The organism is Pseudomonas sp. IPO3778 (genome assembly GCF_013386825.1).
Taxonomy (GTDB): Bacteria; Pseudomonadota; Gammaproteobacteria; order Pseudomonadales; family Pseudomonadaceae; genus Aquipseudomonas.
Window position 1 is genome coordinate 164,925 of the sequence record NZ_JACARC010000021.1, and the last position, 19,241, is coordinate 184,165.

The 19,241-nt window shown below is 61.4% G+C and carries 20 protein-coding genes and 1 tRNA gene; 17 read left to right on the top strand and 4 right to left on the bottom strand.

Features of this window, described 5'->3' with window-relative positions:
* The first annotated feature begins 49 nt into the window (after nt 1-49).
* The 10 genes from HX855_RS09625 to HX855_RS09670 all read left to right on the top strand — a co-directional run bounded on the left by HX855_RS09625 (nt 50) and on the right by HX855_RS09670 (nt 10,460).
* A complete protein-coding gene (locus tag HX855_RS09625; RefSeq protein WP_177082625.1) occupies nt 50-1,117 on the top strand; it encodes a putative urea ABC transporter substrate-binding protein in 1,068 nt (355 codons plus the stop codon).
* A gap of 12 nt (nt 1,118-1,129) precedes the next feature.
* Nucleotides 1,130-1,945 carry an ABC transporter permease gene (locus tag HX855_RS09630; RefSeq protein WP_177082626.1) on the top strand — a complete coding sequence of 272 codons (816 nt, stop codon included), beginning with the start codon at nt 1,130-1,132 and terminating at the stop codon, nt 1,943-1,945.
* Nucleotides 1,942-2,706: an ABC transporter ATP-binding protein gene (locus HX855_RS09635; RefSeq protein ID WP_177082628.1), complete on the top strand. Its 765-nt coding sequence runs from the start codon at nt 1,942-1,944 to the stop codon at nt 2,704-2,706. Before HX855_RS09630 ends, HX855_RS09635 begins: the two co-directional genes overlap by 4 nt.
* Nucleotides 2,703-3,428: an urea amidolyase associated protein UAAP1 gene (locus HX855_RS09640; protein ID WP_177082630.1), complete on the top strand. Its 726-nt coding sequence runs from the start codon at nt 2,703-2,705 to the stop codon at nt 3,426-3,428. Before HX855_RS09635 ends, HX855_RS09640 begins: the two co-directional genes overlap by 4 nt.
* Before the next feature lie 9 nt (nt 3,429-3,437).
* Complete coding sequence (locus HX855_RS09645; RefSeq protein ID WP_177082632.1) at nt 3,438-4,070, top strand: urea amidolyase associated protein UAAP2; 633 nt, start codon at nt 3,438-3,440, stop codon at nt 4,068-4,070.
* Nucleotides 4,071-4,375: 305 nt separating this feature from the next.
* A complete protein-coding gene (uca, locus tag HX855_RS09650; protein WP_177082634.1) occupies nt 4,376-8,005 on the top strand; it encodes an urea carboxylase in 3,630 nt (1,209 codons plus the stop codon).
* Nucleotides 8,006-8,078: 73 nt separating this feature from the next.
* A complete protein-coding gene (locus tag HX855_RS09655) occupies nt 8,079-8,291 on the top strand; it encodes a cysteine-rich CWC family protein (RefSeq protein ID WP_177082636.1) in 213 nt (70 codons plus the stop codon).
* Entirely contained in the window at nt 8,291-8,983 is a 693-nt protein-coding gene (locus HX855_RS09660) for a pseudouridine synthase (protein WP_177082638.1), read from the top strand. Before HX855_RS09655 ends, HX855_RS09660 begins: the two co-directional genes overlap by 1 nt.
* Nucleotides 8,984-9,288: 305 nt before the next feature.
* Nucleotides 9,289-10,173, top strand: coding sequence for an alpha/beta fold hydrolase (locus HX855_RS09665; protein WP_177082640.1), 885 nt, complete (start codon nt 9,289-9,291; stop codon nt 10,171-10,173).
* Between the two features lie 213 nt (nt 10,174-10,386).
* Nucleotides 10,387-10,460, top strand: a tRNA-Gly gene (locus tag HX855_RS09670).
* 88 nt (nt 10,461-10,548) lie between these two features.
* Here HX855_RS09670 and lysA read toward each other — a convergent pair.
* On the bottom strand, nt 10,549-11,787 hold the full coding sequence (gene lysA / locus HX855_RS09675; protein ID WP_177082642.1) for a diaminopimelate decarboxylase: 1,239 nt from the start codon (nt 11,785-11,787) through the stop codon (nt 10,549-10,551).
* Nucleotides 11,788-11,914: 127 nt separating this feature from the next.
* On the opposite strand from lysA, the gene HX855_RS09680 reads away from it, so the two are divergent.
* Entirely contained in the window at nt 11,915-12,841 is a 927-nt protein-coding gene (locus HX855_RS09680; protein ID WP_177082644.1) for a LysR family transcriptional regulator, read from the top strand.
* A gap of 64 nt (nt 12,842-12,905) precedes the next feature.
* Here the strand turns inward: HX855_RS09680 and HX855_RS09685 are convergent, their stop codons facing one another.
* Together HX855_RS09685 and HX855_RS09690 are read right to left on the bottom strand one after the other, a co-directional pair.
* Entirely contained in the window at nt 12,906-13,145 is a 240-nt protein-coding gene (locus HX855_RS09685; RefSeq protein ID WP_010176613.1) for a DUF6124 family protein, read from the bottom strand.
* A 317-nt stretch (nt 13,146-13,462) separates the two neighbouring features.
* A complete protein-coding gene (locus HX855_RS09690) occupies nt 13,463-14,359 on the bottom strand; it encodes an SDR family oxidoreductase (RefSeq protein ID WP_177082646.1) in 897 nt (298 codons plus the stop codon).
* A 95-nt stretch (nt 14,360-14,454) separates the two neighbouring features.
* Here HX855_RS09690 and HX855_RS09695 point away from each other — a divergent pair, with 95 nt between their 5' ends.
* From HX855_RS09695 to HX855_RS09705, 3 genes are all read left to right on the top strand, one after another.
* A complete protein-coding gene (locus tag HX855_RS09695) occupies nt 14,455-15,321 on the top strand; it encodes a helix-turn-helix transcriptional regulator (RefSeq protein ID WP_177082648.1) in 867 nt (288 codons plus the stop codon).
* Between the two features lie 94 nt (nt 15,322-15,415).
* Nucleotides 15,416-15,709 carry a type II toxin-antitoxin system RelE/ParE family toxin gene (locus tag HX855_RS09700; RefSeq protein ID WP_177082650.1) on the top strand — a complete coding sequence of 98 codons (294 nt, stop codon included), beginning with the start codon at nt 15,416-15,418 and terminating at the stop codon, nt 15,707-15,709.
* A 2-nt stretch (nt 15,710-15,711) separates the two neighbouring features.
* Complete coding sequence (locus HX855_RS09705) at nt 15,712-16,020, top strand: addiction module antidote protein (RefSeq protein WP_003212064.1); 309 nt, start codon at nt 15,712-15,714, stop codon at nt 16,018-16,020.
* On the opposite strand, the gene HX855_RS09710 is transcribed toward HX855_RS09705, so the two are convergent.
* Entirely contained in the window at nt 16,013-17,203 is a 1,191-nt protein-coding gene (locus HX855_RS09710; protein ID WP_177082652.1) for an MFS transporter, read from the bottom strand. The two genes, HX855_RS09705 and HX855_RS09710, sit on opposite strands and share 8 nt — an antisense overlap.
* A gap of 192 nt (nt 17,204-17,395) precedes the next feature.
* Here HX855_RS09710 and HX855_RS09715 point away from each other — a divergent pair, with 192 nt between their 5' ends.
* From HX855_RS09715 to HX855_RS09725, 3 genes are all read left to right on the top strand, one after another.
* Nucleotides 17,396-18,352 carry a LysR family transcriptional regulator gene (locus HX855_RS09715; protein ID WP_177082654.1) on the top strand — a complete coding sequence of 319 codons (957 nt, stop codon included), beginning with the start codon at nt 17,396-17,398 and terminating at the stop codon, nt 18,350-18,352.
* Nucleotides 18,353-18,375: 23 nt separating this feature from the next.
* Nucleotides 18,376-18,786 (top strand): type II toxin-antitoxin system HicB family antitoxin, encoded by a 411-nt coding sequence (locus HX855_RS09720; protein WP_177082655.1) that lies wholly within the window; start codon nt 18,376-18,378, stop codon nt 18,784-18,786.
* Between the two features lie 84 nt (nt 18,787-18,870).
* Nucleotides 18,871-19,203: a hypothetical protein gene (locus HX855_RS09725; RefSeq protein WP_177082657.1), complete on the top strand. Its 333-nt coding sequence runs from the start codon at nt 18,871-18,873 to the stop codon at nt 19,201-19,203.
* Nucleotides 19,204-19,241 lie beyond the last annotated feature (38 nt).

Here is a 19,241-nt window from a genome sequence, read left to right on the forward strand (position 1 = left end):
ACGGTGCCGCGTTGCTCCTGCTCGCCCTTGATCAACTGGAGAACCATCCATGCCCTCAATACGTTTACCCGCCCTGCTCGCCGCCGCCTTCGCCGCCGTGGTGAGTTTTTCCGCCCAAGCCGCCCCCAAAGACCATTTCAGCGTGTGCTGGACGATTTATGCCGGTTGGATGCCGTGGGAGTACGCCGGCAGCCAAGGCATCCTCGACAAGTGGGCCAAGAAGTACGGCATCAAGATCGACATGGTGCAGCTCAATGACTACGTCGAATCCATCAACCAGTACACCGCCGGCCAGTTCGACGGCTGCACCATGACCAACATGGACGCCCTGACCATCCCCGCCGCCGGTGGCGTGGACAGCACCGCGCTGGTGGTCAGCGACTTCTCCAACGGCAACGACGGCGTGGTCATCAAGGGCGAAGGCAAAACGGTCGCCGACCTCAAGGGCATGAACGTCAACCTGGTGGAACTCTCCGTGTCCCACTACCTGCTGGCCCGCGCCCTGGAGTCAGCCGACCTCACCGAAAAAGACCTGAAAGTGGTCAACACCTCCGACGCCGATATCGCCGCCGCCTTCAACACCGAGGAGGTCAAGGCCGTCACCACCTGGAACCCGATGCTCTCGGAGATCAAGGCCAAGCCCGGCGTCACCGAAGTGTTCGACTCCAGCAAAGTGCCCGGCGAAATCATGGACATGATGGTGGTCAACACCCAGACCCTCAAAGACAACCCCAAGCTGGGCAAAGCACTGACCGGCGCCTGGTTTGAAGTGGTCGCCCTGATGAACGCGAAAAACGCCGCCAGCACCCAAGCCCTGGAACACATGGCGAAGGCTTCCGGCACTGACCTCAAGGGTTTCCAGTCCCAACTGGACACCACCAAGCTGTTCGCCACGCCCAAGGAAGCCCTGGCCTTCGCCACCAGCGCGCAGTTGCCCGCCACCATGCGCAAGGTCGCCGAGTTCTCCTTCCAGCACGGCCTGCTGGGTGAAGGCGCCAAGGACACCAGCGCCGTGGGCATGAGCTTCGCCAACGGCGTGACCAGCGGCGACACCGCCAACCTCAAGCTGCATTTCGACCCCAGCTACGTGCAGATGGCCGCCGACGGCACGCTGTAAGAGGACCCGGCCATGCGCCTGATCAACCGTCACCCGGAACGCTCCAGCCGCCTGCTGTTGGTGCTGCTGCCGTTCGCTTTGCTGCTGTTCGCCTACTTCGTGGGCTCGGCCGAGCGCCTGGCAGACAACCCCAACGACAAGCTGCTGCCCAGCGCCGTGCAAATGGGCGACGCGGTGAAACGCCTGGCCTTCAGCGCCGATAGCCGCACCGGCGAGTACGTGCTGTGGCAAGACAGCGCCTCCAGCCTGCGCCGCCTGGCGATTGGCTTGGGCATCAGCGCCCTCGCCGGCCTGTGCCTGGGCATCGCTGCCGGCACCTTGCCGCTGTTCGGTGCGCCGTTGTCGCCATTGTTGACGGTGCTGTCGATGGTGCCGCCGCTGGCGATTCTGCCGATCCTGTTCATCGTGTTCGGGCTGGGGGAATTGTCGAAAGTGATGCTGATCGTGATCGGCATCACTCCGGCCCTGGCACGGGACCTGGAGCAGCGCGCCCGGGAAATTCCCGTGGAGTTGCTGGTGAAGGCGCAGACCCTCGGCGCCTCCACCTGGACCCTGATGCTGCGGGTGGTGCTGCCGCAATTGCTGCCGCGCCTGCTGATCTCCCTGCGCCTGATGCTGGGCTCGGCGTGGCTGTTCCTGATTGCCGCCGAAGCGATCGCCTCCACCGACGGCCTGGGTTACCGGATCTTCCTGGTGCGCCGCTACCTGGCGATGGACGTGATCCTGCCCTACGTGGTGTGGATCACCCTGCTGGCATGGCTGATGGACTGGGGCCTCAAGGCCCTGACCCGGCGTGCGTTCCCCTGGTACGAAGGAGCGCGCGCATGAGTTTTATCAGCGTCAACAATGTGTGGCAGCGCTACGGCGACCAAGTGGTGTTGGAACGCTTGAACCTGCACGTGGCCGAAGGCGAGTTCTGCACCTTGGTCGGCACTTCCGGTTGCGGTAAATCCACCTTCCTGCGCCTGCTGCTGGGCCAGGAAACCGCCAGCCATGGCGAGATCCTGCTGGACGGTAACCCCCTGGCCGCCGAACCCGATGCCAGCCGTGGCGTGGTGTTCCAGCGCTACTCGGTGTTCCCGCACTTGACGGTGCTGAACAACGTGGCGCTGGGCCTCGAACTGCCCCGCTCACCGTTACTCGGTCGCCTGTTTGGCAGCGCAAAAAAACAGGCACGGGAACAGGCCGCGGCCTTGCTGCATAAAGTCGGTTTGGGCCATGCCCTGGACAAGTACCCGGCGCAGCTTTCCGGCGGCATGCAACAGCGGCTGGCCATCGCCCAGGCGCTGATCATGAAGCCTCGCGTGTTGCTGCTGGACGAACCCTTCGGCGCCCTCGACCCGGGCATTCGCAAAGACATGCACCTGCTGTTACTGGAGCTGTGGCGCGAAACCAGGCTGACGGTGTTCATGGTCACCCACGACCTGAGCGAAGGCTTCAGCCTCGGCACCCGCTTGCTGGTGTTCGACAAGGTGCGCCTCGACCCGCACGCCCCCGGCGCTTACGGCGCCCGCATCACCTACGACATCCCTTTGAACAGCGAGCGCCGCAAGGCGATCGCCGCCGAACTTGGAGCCACTTCCAAATGACCGACTCAACGCAATTGTTCCCACCCTTCGCCGAGGAAATGCTCCCCGGCGGCGGCCACCGTTCCTTCGTGCTCAAGCGCGGCCAACTGCTGCGCCTCACCGACATCCGCGGCGGTGCCAACGTCAGCCTGACCCTGCTCAACGCCAACGAAAAAACCGAGCGCCTGAACCTGCCCGACAGCCTCAAATGCCAACACACCGCCAAACTCACCAGCGGCCATTGCTTGTACTCGGACATGGGCCGCGTGCTGGCCGCCATCACCGCCGACACCTGCGGCTGGAGCGACAGCATCGGCGGCGTGCTATGCGCCTCCGAGGTTGCGGAAAAATACGGCAATGGCCGCTATCAAGAGCTGCGCAACGGCTTCTACCGCAACGGCACCGACAACCTGCTGGTGGAATTGGGCAAGTGGGGCCTGGGGCTTTCCGACCTGCTGATGACCCTCAATCTGTTCAGCAAAGTCACGGTGGATGACGCCGGCGGCCTGCATTTTGTGGCCGGTCATTCCAAGGCCGGCGACTACATCGAACTCTACGCGCCGATGGACACCCTGGTGGTGCTCACCGCCCTGCAGCATCCCATGGACCCGAACCCCGAATACGCGCCGCAGCCGCTGAAACTCAGCTGGATGAACGCCGACAAAAGCGTCGCCGAACACTGCCGCACCTCGCGCCCGGAAAATGAGCGCGGCTTTATCAACACCGACCGTCTGTTCGCCTGAGGACCTGCCATGTCTATCGCACTCGCCAAACAACCGGACGCGGCCGTGTACCGCGCGACCATCCCCGCCGGCGAACCCTGGCTGATGGAAGTCAAGGCCGGCCAGACCCTGCGCATCCTCGACCTTGAGGGCAACCAGGCGGTCGACACGCTGTTCTACAGCCTGCAAAACCCCAAGGAACGCTACGACGTGCAGCGCACCTTACGCCGGCAAAACAGCGTGTACCTGAGCACCGGCAGCGTGCTGTATTCCAACCTCGGCCAGCCGATGCTGACCCTCATCGACGACACCTGCGGGCGCCACGACACCCTCGGCGGCGCCTGCGCCCAAGAGAGCAACACCGTGCGCTACGCCCTGGAAAAACGCTACATGCACAGCTGCCGTGACAACTACCTGCGGGCCTGCGCCCACGATGGCCGGCTGGGCAAAAGTGACATCGGGCCGAACATCAATTTCTTCATGAATGTGCCGGTGACCGCCGATGGCGGGCTGACGTTTGAAGACGGTATTTCCGCCCCCGGCAAATACGTCGACCTGCGGGCCGAGATGGACGTGATCGTACTGATCTCCAACTGCCCGCAACTGAACAACCCGTGCAACGGCTACAACCCCACCCCGGCGGAGTTACTGGTATGGAACTGAAAATGAAGCGCTTGCGTCAGTGGTTGTTCGCCCTGTGCCAGGCCCGAGCGGGGCAGTGCCTCCAAAAACGCTGAAGACCAACTGTGGAAGATGACCTGTGGGAGCTGGCTTGCCTGCGATAGCGGTGGATCAGCCAACATATGAGGTGACTGACCCACCGCCATCGCGGGCAAGCCCGGCTCCCACCGTTGATCTCCATTGGTGTTGAAATTTGCGCTCCGGACGACCGCAGCGCCCTCCACTTTTGCGGGACGGCCCGCATCCCAGGACAAGGCCGAGCACTCATCGGCCTGCGGGGTTTTGCCATGTTCGAAAAACTGTTGATCGCCAACCGTGGCGCCATCGCCTGCCGCATCCTGCGCACCTTGCGCGAGCTGTCGGTAAAGGGCGTGGCGGTGTATTCCGAAGCCGATGCCGCCAGCCTGCATATCCAGCAGGCGGACGAGGCCTACAGCCTGGGCGAAGGCGCGGCGGCCGGCACGTATTTGTCGGTCGAGAAAATCCTCGCCACGGCCAAGGCCTGTGGCGCCACCGCGATTCATCCCGGCTACGGCTTTCTCTCGGAAAACGCCGCCTTCGCCGAAGCCTGCGAAACAGCCGGCATCGCCTTCGTCGGCCCGACGCCGGAACAGCTGCGGGTGTTCGGCCTCAAGCACACCGCCCGTGCGTTGGCCAAGCAGCACCACATCCCGCTGCTGGAAGGCACCGAACTGCTCAACAGCCTCGACGCCGCGCTGCTGGCCGGTGAAACCGTGGGCTATCCGATCATGCTTAAAAGCACCGCCGGCGGTGGCGGCATCGGCATGCGCGTGTGCCACAGTGCCGATGAATTGCGCGACTGTTTCGAGGCGGTCAAACGCCTGGGCCAGAACAACTTCAGCGACGCCGGTGTGTTTATCGAGAAGTACATCCAGCACGCCCGGCACCTGGAAGTGCAGGTGTTTGGTGATGGGTGCGGCGAGGTGATCGCCCTCGGCGTGCGCGATTGTTCGGTGCAGCGGCGCAACCAGAAAGTGCTCGAGGAAACCCCGGCGCCAAACTTGCCCGACGGCATGGCGGATGAGCTTTGCCGTGCTGCCATCACCCTGGCCAAGGCGGTGAATTACCGCAGTGCCGGCACCGTGGAATTTATCTTTGATAGCGCCGATGGCCGCTTCTATTTTCTGGAAGTGAACACCCGGTTGCAGGTGGAGCATGGCGTCACCGAGCAAGTGTGGGGCGTGGACCTGGTGCGCTGGATGGTGCAGTTGGCCGCCGACGAATTGCCGCCTTTACACACGCTGGAACTGAAGCCTCACGGCCACGCGATTCAGGCGCGCCTGTATGCCGAAGACCCGGGCAGGGATTTTCAGCCAAGCCCGGGCTTGTTGACCTGTGTGGAGTTCCCGGTTGCTGAAGGCCTGCGCGTCGACACGTGGGTGGAGGCCGGTTGCGAGATCCCGCCCTACTTCGACCCGATGATCGCCAAGCTCATCACCTGGGCGCCGACCCGCGAACAGGCGCGGCTGGACCTGCATCAGGCGCTAAGCAACAGCCAGTTGTACGGCGTGGAAACCAACCGCGATTACCTGCGCCAAATTCTGCTGGCCGCACCCTTCGCCAGCGGGCAGCCGTGGACCCGCTGCCTGGAAGATCTGGTGTACCACGCCGATACGTTTGAAGTGCTGAGCGCCGGCACGCAGACCAGTGTTCAGGATTACCCCGGGCGCCTGGGTTACTGGGCCGTGGGCGTACCGCCGTCGGGGCCGATGGACAGCCGCGCCTTGCGCCTGGGCAATCGCCTGCTGGGGAATGCCGAGGGTGCCGCCGCGCTGGAAATCACCATGAGCGGGCCGTTGTTGCGCTTCAAGTGTGCGGCGGTGGTGGCGGTGACCGGCGCGGACGTTGCGCTGCGATTGAGTGATGAAGCGGTGCCGATGAACACCGCGTTGTTGATCCCGGCGGGCGCGACCTTGAGCCTGGGCACCATCGCCGGGGCCGGTGCCCGCAGCTACCTGTGCGTGCGCGGCGGGCTGCAGGTTCCGGATTATCTGGGCAGCAAAAGTACCTTCACCCTCGGGCAGTTTGGTGGGCATGGCGGGCGGGCTTTACGGGCGGGGGATGTGTTGCATTTACGGCCATTGGAGGATGGCAGTTGCGGCAAGACCTTTACGCCCGAGCCGCTGGCCGAGGTTCGCACATTGCGGGTGATTTATGGCCCTCATGGCGCGCCGGAATACTTCAAGCCGGAGTACATCGAAACGTTCTTTGCCACTCAGTGGGAAGTGCATTTCAACTCCAGCCGCACGGGTGTGAGGCTGATCGGGCCGAAGCCGTTGTGGGCACGTACGGACGGTGGCGAGGCGGGGTTGCATCCGTCCAACATCCACGACAATCCCTATGCGATTGGCGCGGTGGATTTCACCGGGGACATGCCGGTGATCCTCGGCCCCGATGGCCCGAGCCTGGGTGGGTTTGTGTGCCCGGTGACGGTGATCGAGGCGGACTTGTGGCAGTTGGGCCAACTCAAGGCTGGCGACAAAATCCGCTTCACCCCGGTCGACATAAAGACCGCCCGCGATCTCGCCTTGAAATGGGACCACGTGTGGGAGTCGGGCTTGCCCGCGATGCAAGCAACACGGTCCGACAGGCAGACCGAGGCGATGCTTTCGCGAGCAAGCCCGCTCCCACAGTTGATCGAGTCGCCGGAGGTGTTGGAGGTTGGCCGTGACGACACCCGCCTCGTCGCCCGCCTCGCCGGCGACACCCACCTGCTCCTGGAAATCGGCGCTCCTGAACTGGACCTGGTGCTGCGCTTTCGCGCCCACGCCCTGATGCAAGCCTTCGAAACCCGCGCCCTGCACGGCGTCATCGACCTGACCCCCGGCATCCGCTCCCTGCAAATCCACTACCAGCCTGAGCAACTGCCCCTCGCCGACCTTCTGGCATTGATCACCACCGAATGGCACACCGTCTGCGCCAGCCACAACCTTCAAGTGCCGTCGCGCATCGTTCACCTGCCACTGTCCTGGGACGACCCGGCCTGCCAACTGGCCATCGAAAAATACATGACCACCGTGCGCAAAGACGCGCCCTGGTGCCCGAGCAACCTGGAGTTCATCCGCCGCATCAACGACCTGGCCAACCTCGACGAAGTGCGCCACACGGTCTTCGATGCCAGCTACCTGGTAATGGGCCTGGGCGACGTCTACCTCGGTGCACCGGTGGCCACGCCGCTGGACCCGCGCCACCGCCTGGTCACCACCAAATACAACCCGGCGCGCACCTGGACCGCTGAAAACTCCGTGGGCATCGGCGGCGCCTACCTGTGCGTGTACGGCATGGAAGGCCCCGGCGGTTATCAGTTCGTCGGGCGCACCTTGCAGATGTGGAACCGCTACCGGGAAGTGGCGGCGTTCGATGGTAAACCGTGGCTGCTGCGCTTCTTCGACCAGATCCGCTTTTACCCGGTGAGCGCGGATGAGCTGGTGCAGATTCGCCGGGATTTCCCCCTTGGCCGGTTTGAACTGAACATCGAACACAGCCAATTGAACCTGACGGATTACCAGGCGTTCCTCACCCGGGAAGCCGAGAGCATTGGCGCGTTTCGCGGGCAGCAGCAACGCGCGTTCAACGCCGAGCGCGACCGCTGGATCGCCAGCGGCCAGGCGCATTTCGACAGCGAGGAACTCGCCGCACCACTGGGCGCAGACACGCCGTTGCAGGCCAACGAATACAGCATCGACAGCCACATCGCCGGCAATCTCTGGCAAGTGCAGGTGACTACTGGAGAACGCGTTGCTGCGGGTGATGTGTTGGTCATCCTGGAGTCGATGAAAATGGAAATCCCGGTGCTCGCGCCGTTCGCCGGCACCGTGCGCGAGATCCCCGTGCAACCGGGCAGCGGTATTGGTGCAGGGCAACGGGTGGTCGTGCTGGAGCGTGATTTGCAATAACGCGGCGGGGCTGTATCGTGCAAGGCACACCGGGTTTCACCGGGACCTTGTCCGATACAGCCTGAACCGACCGATGACCACGCCAACCCTCTGCCCCGCCTGCGGCGCCCGCAACGACTGCGCCCTGGCCGACCCGCGTACTGCCGACCAGGCCTGCTGGTGCTACTCCGTGAGCATCGACCCGGCGGTGCTTGAAGCGTTGGCGCCGGAGTTGCGCAACAAAGCCTGCCTGTGCCCGCGCTGCGCCCAGGTCGACGAACAACTGCGCGGGAACGAGCGGTCGTAATGCGCGTAGATCGCTTCCTCAGCAACCTGCCCCGTTTCAACCGCAAGCAAGTGCGCCTGTTGCTGGTGGAGCGGCGGATTACCGTCAACGGCCAGGCCGTCAGCGACCCGCACCACCCGGTAAGCGAGTTCAGCCGCGTGTTGCTGGATGACGAGGTGCTGCAAGCCGGCAAACCTGCGCGCTACTTCATGCTGCACAAACCCCAGGGCTGCGTGAGCGCCACATCAGACCCGCAACACCCCACCGTGCTCGATCTGCTGGACGAACCGGACAAGCACGAGCTGCACATCGCCGGTCGCCTGGATTTCAACACCACCGGCCTGCTGCTGATCACCAACGACGGCCAGTGGTCGCGCCGCCTGACCCAGCCGCAAACCAAACTGCCCAAGGTCTATTACGTCGAGACCGAGCAGGATATTGGCCCGGAATACGCGGCCACCTTCGCCGCCGGCCTGTACTTCGCCTTCGAAGACCTCACCACCCAGCCGGCGGAACTGGCGCTCTTGGGCCCCAGAACGGCGCGCCTGAGCATCATTGAAGGGCGTTATCACCAGGTGAAGCGCATGTTCGGGCACTTCGACAACAAAGTGATGCGCCTGCACCGCGAGCGCATGGGGCCGCTGGAACTGGATGCGGCCCTTGCCCCAGGGCAGTACCGGGCGCTCACGGACGCTGAAATCCAACAGGTCTGATGACCGTTCAGCCGATGATGGCAAAAAACCACGCCGTCGACTGGCGAACTGGCATCCCTGATGCTTGAATCAACCCAGCCAGCCGCAATCTGACTGGCGAGTCACCCCTACCTACAAGAAACACTTTGCCCGTCCGCACGCTTGATCTGCGGGCCTCTCACGGCAAATTGCCCGCCATAACAACACCCGTCGGCCTGCCAGTACCGGACCGACATGGGCCCTCACTTTCAGGCGTATGCCTACCTGTCACAAAGCTCGTGCAGAGTGATCTGCGCGCATTACCCGCTTGCCAGGAGTCTTACGACATGAGGCCAGAAATCGCTGTGCTGGATATACAGGGTCAGTATCGGGTTTACACGGAGTTCTATCGCGCGGACGCAGCCGCCAAGACCATCATCCTGGTCAACGGCTCAATGGCCACTACCGCGTCTTTCGCCCAGACCGTGAAAAGCCTGCACCCGACGTTCAACGTGGTTTTGTACGACCAGCCCTACGCCGGTCGCTCCAAAATCCACAACCGCCACGAGCAGATGCTGACGAAAGAAGTCGAAGGCCAGATCCTTCTGGAACTCATCGACCACTTCGCCGCCGAACACGTGCTGTCCTTTTCCTGGGGCGGTGCCGCGACCCTCGTCGCCCTCGCCCACCGGCCACGCCGTGTGGAAAAGGCGGTGATCAGCTCATTCTCCCCGGTGATCAACGCGCCCATGCGCGACTACCTGGAGCGCGGCGTCGACTACCTCGGCAACCTCGACCGCGACCGCGTGGGCCACCTGGTCAACAACACCATCGGCAAACACCTGCCGTCGCTGTTCAAACGCTTCAACCACAAGCACGTGAGCAGCTTGGCCGAGCATGAATATGGGCAGATGCACTTCCACATCAGCCACGTGCTGAACAGCGACCGGCTGTGCTACCTCAAGGCGGCGAAGCAGATTGATATACCGGTGCTGTTTTTGAACGGCGAATGGGACGAGTACACCAGCGCTCAGGACGCCAAGCTATTTGGGCAACATATTGCGAAAAGCAGCTTCGGGACGATTCAAGCGACCGGGCACTTTTTGGACATGGAGCACAAGGCGGCGTGCCGGGATAGCCGAGAGGCGTTGATGGGCTTTTTGCGGCCGGAGCAGCAACCGAGCCGGTTGCGGTACCACGCGTCGCAGCCACAGCATGCCTTCGCGCTATGAGCCACCGCCCACCTGTGGGAGCGGGCTTGCCCGCGATGGACGTCAACGATAACGCGGGTTTCCTGGAAAAACGCGGCGCTCTTGAGTCCATCGCGAGCCAGCTTGCGCCTGCAAAGGGCCGTTGCTGGTTTGCTGAACGACCGCAAACCACACATTTTTCGAAGAAAAACTTCAAATCCGCGAGCACATCTGGTACAAAGTCAGCCGCTCTGAGCGGGTATAGTTTAGTGGTAGAACGAAAGCTTCCCAAGCTTTAGATGAGGGTTCGATTCCCTCTACCCGCTCCACTCAGATTTAGGTCCTGCGTCAGGCTGGTTGTTGACGGGGGATGTGTAAAAAAACCGGCTCTTGGTGGCCGGTTTTTTTATGGGTGCGTCAAAGCCCCAACTCCAACGCCAGCAAGTCCGACAACGGTTGCGGGCGTCGAATCAATTTCCCCTGCCCGTGCTCGATCAAGACTTCGGGCAACAAGGGGCGGCTATTGTAATTGGACGACATGGCGGCGCCATACGCGCCAGCATCGTGAATCACCAACCAATCACCCACCTGCGCTTCAGGCAACATGCGCGGCGTGATGCCTTGGTCATCCTGGGTGAAAATATCGCCAGCCTCGCACAACGGGCCGCCCACTACGCACAGGTGCTCCGAGCGGCTGACCGGCACACCGTGGGCATCCAGTAATGTCATGTGGTGATAGGCACCATAGAGCGCAGGCCGCATCAGGTCATTGAAGCCGGCATCCACCAGGATGAAGTTCCTGCTACCCACTTTTTTTACCGCCCGAACTTCGGTGACCAGATAGCCCGACTCCGCGACCAGGAAGCGGCCCGGCTCGATCTCCATCCGCACCGGATGAGCAAGCCAGGTTTCAATCTCCTGTTTGGCCTGGCGCCAGGTGCTCGCATAACTCTGGATATCCACCGGTTCGTCCTCCACACGATAAGGCGTGACAAGCCCCCCACCGATGGAAAACGCTTCGATATCGTGGTCCAGTGCCTTCACCACTGAGACCATGGCACAGCCCACTTGCTCAAGGTGTGCGTAGTCCACACCGGAGCCGATATGCATGTGCACGCCCACCAGCTTCAGGTCGAATTGCCGGATCACGTTGAGCGCGTCCTGCACCTGCTCGTGCCAGATGCCGTGTTTGCTGTTTTCGCCACCGGTGTTGGTCTTGCGGCTGTGACCGTGACCAAACCCCGGGTTGATCCGCAGCCACACGCGGTGGCCGGGCGACCGCTGACCCAGTTGGCGCAGCATATCAATCGAGCCGGTGTTCACTTCCACCTGCAGCTCCACCACACGGCGCAACGTCGCTTCATCGAATAGATCACAGGTAAAAACAATGCCGGCCGGGTCGCCATCAGGGCTGAATCCAGCCAACAGTGCCCGCTCGATTTCCCCCAGCGACACCGCATCGATCCGTACGCCTTGTTCGCGAATCAACCGAAGAATATGCAGGTTGGAGCAGGCTTTCTGCGCGTATCGAACCCCATCAAAACCCTGCAATTGATGGATGCGGGCCCTGATGGTCTCGGCCTCATAACACCAGAGCGGGGTACCGTGCTGTCTTGCAGACTCGGCCAATGACTGGAAAACGGAGGTGGTGGGCATGGCGTTTTTCTTTCTGAAATAGGGAGAGAAACCAGCATGCCCGGCGTTCCTAATTCAATAAAATACCTATTCTTTGCCGCGCGATTCAGTTTTGATATGGACCTGGTTAATTGGGTAGAGGTCAGGGATGGAAGTATCCATACGGCATATCGAGGTGTTCCGGGCCATCATGCAGGCCGGCAGCGTCACGGGAGCGGCGCAGTTGCTATTTACTTCCCAACCGACGGTCAGCCGGGAACTGGCGCGACTGGAAAAGCTTTCGGGCCTGCGACTCTTTGATCGCGCGGGAGGGCGGCTGGTACCGACGGCCCAGGCGATCATGCTGTTTGAAGAGGTTGAGCGTTCCTACATCGGCCTGGAACGAATCAACAGCGTTGCGCAGTCAATTCGTCGCTTTGAACATGGCCAACTGAGCATTACCTGTCTTCCGCTGTTTTCCCAGACGCTTTTGCCCAAGGTCTTTAAGCGTTTCCAGCAACAGCATGCCGGCATCGGCTTGAGCATCGCAGCACAGGAAACGCCCCTGCTGGAAGAATCACTCAGCGCCCAGCGATACGACCTCGGATTGACCGAAGGCGAACATGCGCCTCAGGGCACACAGGGGAAACTACTTTTTTGTTCCGACATGGTGTGCGTACTGCCGGACGGTGACCCTTTGTTGGCTAAACCGTTGCTGACACTGGAAGACTTTCAGGGGGGCAATTTCATCAACCTGTCGGGCCTGGATATCTATCGTCAAACCCTCGATGAGCAGTTCCGCCGGGCCGGCGTCGACAGGCATATTGTGGTTGAAACAACCAACGCTGCGTCGGTGTGTGCCATGGTCAAGCAACAGCTTGGCGTGGCGATTATCAACCCGTTGACTGCGGTGGCGGAGGCCGGTAGCGGGCTGGCGATTCGGCCGATCAACGTATCCATTCCCTACCGGGTCATGTTGATCAAGCCCGACTATCGGCCATCCTCTCTCTTCGTCGACGCGTTCTGTAACGCGCTGATTGAAGAGGCGGCGAGTCTCGCAGACCGTTTGGATTTGAAGCGGGAACGTTCGAGCTAACAAAAATTTGGCTTCCTTCCCCTTGGTATGGGCGGCCTGGGAAGGTGAGCCTGTTACAGAATGCCTAGGCGACTGAGTCCACGCGGTCTTGTGCCGCCTCCACCAGCATCAGGCCCAACTCAATGGTTTGCTGAATCGCCAAGGCCAGACAGCGATGCTCGTCTGGCAGGTTATCGGCAAATTCGTTGGTCATGGCGCCAGCACCGGCAATGGTTTCGTAGGCATTGGCGAGCAATGCATCGGTGCCGATTTCGGGACGTACGCTGAATATTTTTACGGGTGAGTTATACGAGTCAGTACACATCTGTTGATCCTCAAGAAGGACCACCACCCAGTACTACAGAAATAGGGTGGCAGCTGTACGCAGGTTAGTAGACCGGGAAGTTTCAGAACCGGCGCGCCCGAAGACGCCCTGCGCACAGCTACCATTAGGCACAGGCAATGAAATGCCTGGCCGATAAGACAGCCGTACGCCAAAACTTCACAGGGCTACTAAACCCGACCGCTGATGGGCAGCGGCTGACGAACCTTAAAGAGGTCGCCCAAGGCGTACAACCGGGACGATTCTGATGGTTGTGTAGGCAATGGAGCAAGATTCAAATATTCAGACTAGTCCGCGCTTCAGCCTTCAATTCCCTCCAACTGCGCAAGATCCACAAGCAACCCCCGCCCCACCGGTTCCCATCCCAACGTCGCGCGCGTAATCGCACTGGATGCCGGCACATCGTGAGCGGTAAACATCGCCAACCAACCAAAAAATCCCTGAGCCTCTTCCGCCGAAATTGATTTAACCGGCAACCCTAGCCGCGCGCCCAACACCTCGGCTATCTCCCGCTGCGACACGCCCTCCTCCGCCACCGCGTGATACCTCGCGCCCGGCTCAGCCTTTTCAATCGCCAGCCTGTAGAGCCGCGCCACATCCAGAATATGTGCCGCGGGCCAACGGTTTTTCCCGTCGGCGATGTAAGCGCAAACGCCCTTCTCGCGATACAACTCGATCACCGGGCTGACCAGCCCCTGCCTGAAGGTGTCGTGTACCTGTGGCAAGCGCATCACCGATACATTCACACCCGTGGCGGCTACAGCGTTGGCCGCTTCTTCCGACGCGGCACGGGGAATCTGCGTGGAGGTCACCACCGCGCCATCCTCCGTCGCCAACTGGCCCGGCACGGTGCTCGCGATCCCCACGCCGGAGGTGATGATCAGCGGTCGATCCGACCCGGCAAGTGCCTCTCCCAGCGCCTGGATAACCCGGCGGTCATCCTCGCAGTTCGCGACGAATGTCGAGAAGTCATGATTGAACGCCAGGTGTATCACGCCATCCGCTTGGGCGGCCCCGGCCTTGAGGCTTTCAAGGTCCTCAAGCGACCCACGGTGCACCTGGGCACCGGCCGCCTCCAGCGCTGCCACCTTGTCATCCGAACGGCACAACCCCAGCACTTCATGGCCCGCCGAAATCAGTTCCTTGACGACAGCCGACCCGATAAATCCGCTGGCACCCGTGATAAATATGCGCATGAACCGTATCTCCGTGTGTATTCAGAGACTAATCTGTGCGCTCGCCCTATACGGGTAAAGTAGTGACGTTATCAGGGTATAGAGGCTAACAGGCTATGAGCGCAAACCAGCTGGGCAGCTATCTGAAAGACCGTCGCACACGGCTCGATCCGGCGGCGTTCGGCTTCTCATCGGCACGGCGGCGTACGCCCGGGTTGCGCCGCGAGGAAGTGGCGCAGCGCGCCAACATCAGCCCCACCTGGTACACCTGGCTCGAACAGGGCCGTGGCGGCGCGCCGTCGGTGGAAGTGCTGGAACGGATTGCCCATGCGCTGATGTTGACCGATATCGAACGCGAGCATCTGTTCCTGCTGGCCTTCGGCCGCCCGCCAGAGGTGCGCTACCAGCAGAACGAAACGGTGACGCCACGCCTGCAACGGGTGCTGGATGCCTTGAACCCCAGCGCCGCGATCCTGCGTACGGCGACGTGGGATGTGGTGGCCTGGAACCAGGCGGCGACGGTGATGTTGATGGACTACGGATCCCAGGCGCCGGAACAGCGAAATATCCTGCGTTTCATGTTCCTGGATCCCAATTCCCGCGCGGCCCAATACGATTGGGAAAGCGTGGCGCGGTTTGTATTGGGAGCTTTCAGGATTGATACGGCGCGCTCAGGTGCGGCAGAGCAGGTGCAGCCGATGGTCGATGAACTGTGTCGGCGCAGTCCGGAGTTTAAGGCGATGTGGAGTGAGAACGATGTTCAGGGTGCCCATGGCGATCGCATCAAGCGGATACGCCATTCGGTGTTGGGGCCAATTGAATTTGAGTATTCGGTGTTTGCGGTCGATGGGCGCAAGGATCTGAATATGGTGGTGTATAACCCGGCGACGCCGGAGGATGCGCAGCGGATTGCGTCATTGATGGATCAGGCGTCAAGTCCAACACTGCAATCGCTCGCAACAAGAGAGCATTTGAATCCTTAGCCTCACTCACATCATTCTCCTGCGCCTAACCGCGCCGTACGCACGTGCTCATGCCTATTGCCAGATAGTATCCATATGGATACAGTGAGAATCCGTGAACTATCTTGTCCAGCAAACGCAGACCTTCATTACCTGGCATTCAGCAATACGTGATTTACGCGCCAAAATCGCCATCGCCCGGCGAATCGATCGCGCATCCGCTGGCAATCTGGGCGATATCAAGACAGTAGGCAATGGTGTCTCGGAAATGCGTGTAGATATCGGTCTGGGTTATCGAGTGTATTTCACGCTGCGAGGAAGAACCGTCATCGTCTTGCTAGCCGGTGGCGATAAATCCTCACAAGACGCCGACATCCGGCGAGCAAAAAAACTGGCAAAGGAAGTTTGATCATGAGCCAAACACTGACGACATTTGATATGGCGGCACTGCTCGACAGTGATGAAGCCATCAGCGAATACCTTTCTCAAGTTCTGGCCGATGGTGATAACGAGGAGTTCCTCAGGGCCGTCGGGTACGTGGCCAAAGCTCGTGGGATGGCGCGGGTCGCGACCGATACCGGCATGGGCCGTGAGAGTCTGTACAAGGCATTTGCCCCCGGAGCAAAGCCCCGCTTCGAAACAGTACTCAAGGTGCTTCACGCACTGGGTATCGATCTGCAAGCGCAGCCGGGGCATGTCGCCAATCATTCGATTATTTGAGTGAGCAGCCCCGCTGCACCACCCACGCCAACGGCAACGTCAGCAACAACATCCCCGCCAACACCATCACCGCCACGGGCACGCCCATCGAGTCCCCCAGCCCGCCAAACAGCACCGGTGCCAGCGCGCCACCACCGATGGTGCCGGTGTAGAACACGGCAAACGCCTGCTCCCGCTTGCCTGCGCCCGCCAGGTCCGGCACCGCGCCGTACAGCACCGACGACGTGCCGTTCAACGCGAGCCCCAACACCGGCAACATCACCATCAAACCGGTCAACGGCAGGTACACCGCCGCAATGATCAACAGCGCCGTGCTGGTCTCCGTCAGCCACACGGTTTTCATCATGCCGATGCGTGCACCGAGGTAGCCGCAGAGCAATTTGCCGAAGGCGCCGCCGATAAACAGCATGGTCAGCGCCACGCCAATGCCTGCGGTGCCGGCGCCCTTGGCTTGCAGCAGGAATGGCAAAAACGTAAGAAAACCCATGCGCACTGCACTGTCGAGCGTGCCCGTGACGATCAGCGCGCGCAGGCCGCTGATGGAGCCGCTTCCTACCAGTGTCTTGGCGTTTTTCCCGGGAGTGGACGCCGCTGCCTGCGTGGGGATCAGCCACCACAGCAACCCCGCCGCCGCCAACCCCAGCAGGCCCAAAAGCGTCACGCTCGCGCGCCAACTGATGACGGTCAGCAGCAAGCCAACCAATCCGGGCACCAGGGTTTTGCCAATGTCCCCGGAGAAGTTGTATTGAGACAGCGCCTCCTTGACCCCTCCTCCGCCCTCATAGGTGTCGGTGATCATCGAAGAAGCCAGCGGATGCTGAGTACTCGCCCCCAGCCCGCCCAACAGCAGCGCCAGCAGCAACATGCCCAACCCGGTCGCCTGCCCCGCCAACAGATAGGCAACACCGGCAAGCGCCGTCCCGCCCACCAGCATCGGCGTACGGCCCCACCGCTTGGCCGCGCGGCTGGCCATCAGCTGGAACACCGCCATCATCCCGGAGTAAGCACCGCGCAGCAGGCCAATCTGGGCGTAGGTCATGCCGAACTGCGCTTGCCAGATCGGCAGCAGCACGTAGATCACATCGGTCAGGCCATCATGAATCGCGTGGGCGCTGCACCCGGCGATCAATGAACGACGGCGGGCGGACGTCTCGGGTACGGGCAAGGCAACGGCGTCGCTCATAAGGTCTTGCTCAGTTCTGGCTGGCGTAGAGGTTGAGGAACGCCGCGCAGCCACACAGGAACTGGGCAGGACGGGCACAATGCAGGCGCGGTTTCATAAAACCTCTCGTTTTATGACCAGAGGCCTTTATAGAATGACCCGCACACCCGAGACCAATACCGATTTCGGACCGATCAATACCCTGGGGCCAGGATGCTCGACCTACGCAAGCTGCGTTACTTTCTGACCGTCGCCGAAGAACTGCACTTCGGCCGCGCCGCCCTTCGCCTGCACCTGGCCCAGCCGCCGTTGACCCGGCAGATTTCCGCGCTGGAGGCTGAACTGGGGTTTCGTCTGTTCGACCGCACCAGTCGCACGGTTTCGCTCACCGCTCAAGGCCGCTCATTCCTGCCCTACGCCCGTGCGGTACTGGAGCAGGTCGACCTCGCCGAAGCCATCGCCGGCAAACTGGCCTCAGGGGCCGCCGGGCAATTGGCGCTGGGTTACGTGAGTTCGATCGCTCTGTCGGATTTGTTCAGCCAGGCGATTCAAGCCTTCGCCCAACGCTTTCCCGATGTGCAGTTGACACTGGTGGAGTGCGCCTCCGGCAGCCTCGGCGCGCAGGTGGCGGATGGCCGCCTGGACATCGGCCTGAGCCGCTTGCTGCCCCTGCCCGGGCAGACCGAGGTGCAGGCGTTGTCGCTGGGTGAAGAGCGGCTGGTGGCGGCGGTCTCCAGCGACAGCCCGCTGGCTAGCCACGCCGAGGTCAGCCTGACGCAGTTGAGTGCGTACCCGTTGATTCTGTTTCCCGCCGATTACGGCTCTGGGCTTAACCAGTCCATCGAGCAGCTTTACCGGCACAAGGGTTTGCCATTGCGTGCCGGACCGACAGGACGGCAGATCACGTCGATCATTGCGCTGGTGGCGGCAGGGCAAGGTGTGGCGCTGGTGCCGGCGTGCACCCAGAGCTTGATGAACAAGGGCGTGACGTATCGGGCGTTGGTGGATCTGGATGCGTATGCGCAGTTGCTTGTGCTTACGCGTACTGATGGGCGCAGCTTGATGGTCACGGCATTCCTGACAGTGATTGATGAGTTGTTGCAGGCTCGCCAAAAGGACCTTTTGGACAAGACCGCAAAGAGCATTTTGAAACAGGCTCTGCTCAGCTAACACGTCCGTGGAGGACAACAGACATGCTGTACCCAATCGCAATTTCAACCGGTGACGAGGACCACGCCTGGGGTGTGGAAGTCCCGGACATTCCCGGTTGCTTCTCCGCCGGAGAGGACCTGGACGACGCCATGGCCATGGCCCGCGAAGCGATCGAAGGCCATTTCGAGATCCTCGCAGAAGACGGTGCGCCCATTCCTGCTGCACAGAAAGTCACGCTCCATGCAGCTAATCCGCAGTACGCCGGCTGCACCTGGGCGGTGGTGGACATTGATGTCACCCAGTACCTGTGCAAGGCGCAGAAACTCAACATCACGTTGCCTGGCTACCTGCTGAACCGTATTGATGAATATGTACTGCATCACCCGGAAGAAAAAAGCCGTTCGGGGTTTCTTGCATCGGCTGCGCTCAAGGTGCTGCAACAGGACCGGTGACTGCACTTAAGCAAACTCCGAGTGCCACAACGCACCGAGGCCACGATGATGTTCGCCTGTCACCTCTGAATCAGGAACCCCGGCATGCTTCCTTCTGCACAACGCACACCAAAACCCGTACTGCGCAAGGTACTGGGCTGGGTGGTGGTCGCCCCTCTGCTGCTTTCGTTTCTCAGGCTGCCCTTTCCGTTGGGACTCGTCCTGGCGCTGGCGTCCATCGCGGCTTCCGTTTACGGAGCGCGATTTGCTCAGCTGTATGCCAGCCGGCGTGTGACCGTGTTTGCCGTAATCATCACACTGCTCAACATCGCCTCGTTTTTTGTGATTGGCACTGCATCGGTACTCAAGGCGCTGTATTGGTTTTCGTGGCTTTACTGGTATCCGTATTACGCCAACTGGGTCTACTGGAACCTCTAAATCCCTCGCGAATTCAACCGCAAGAAACGTAGTTCCCC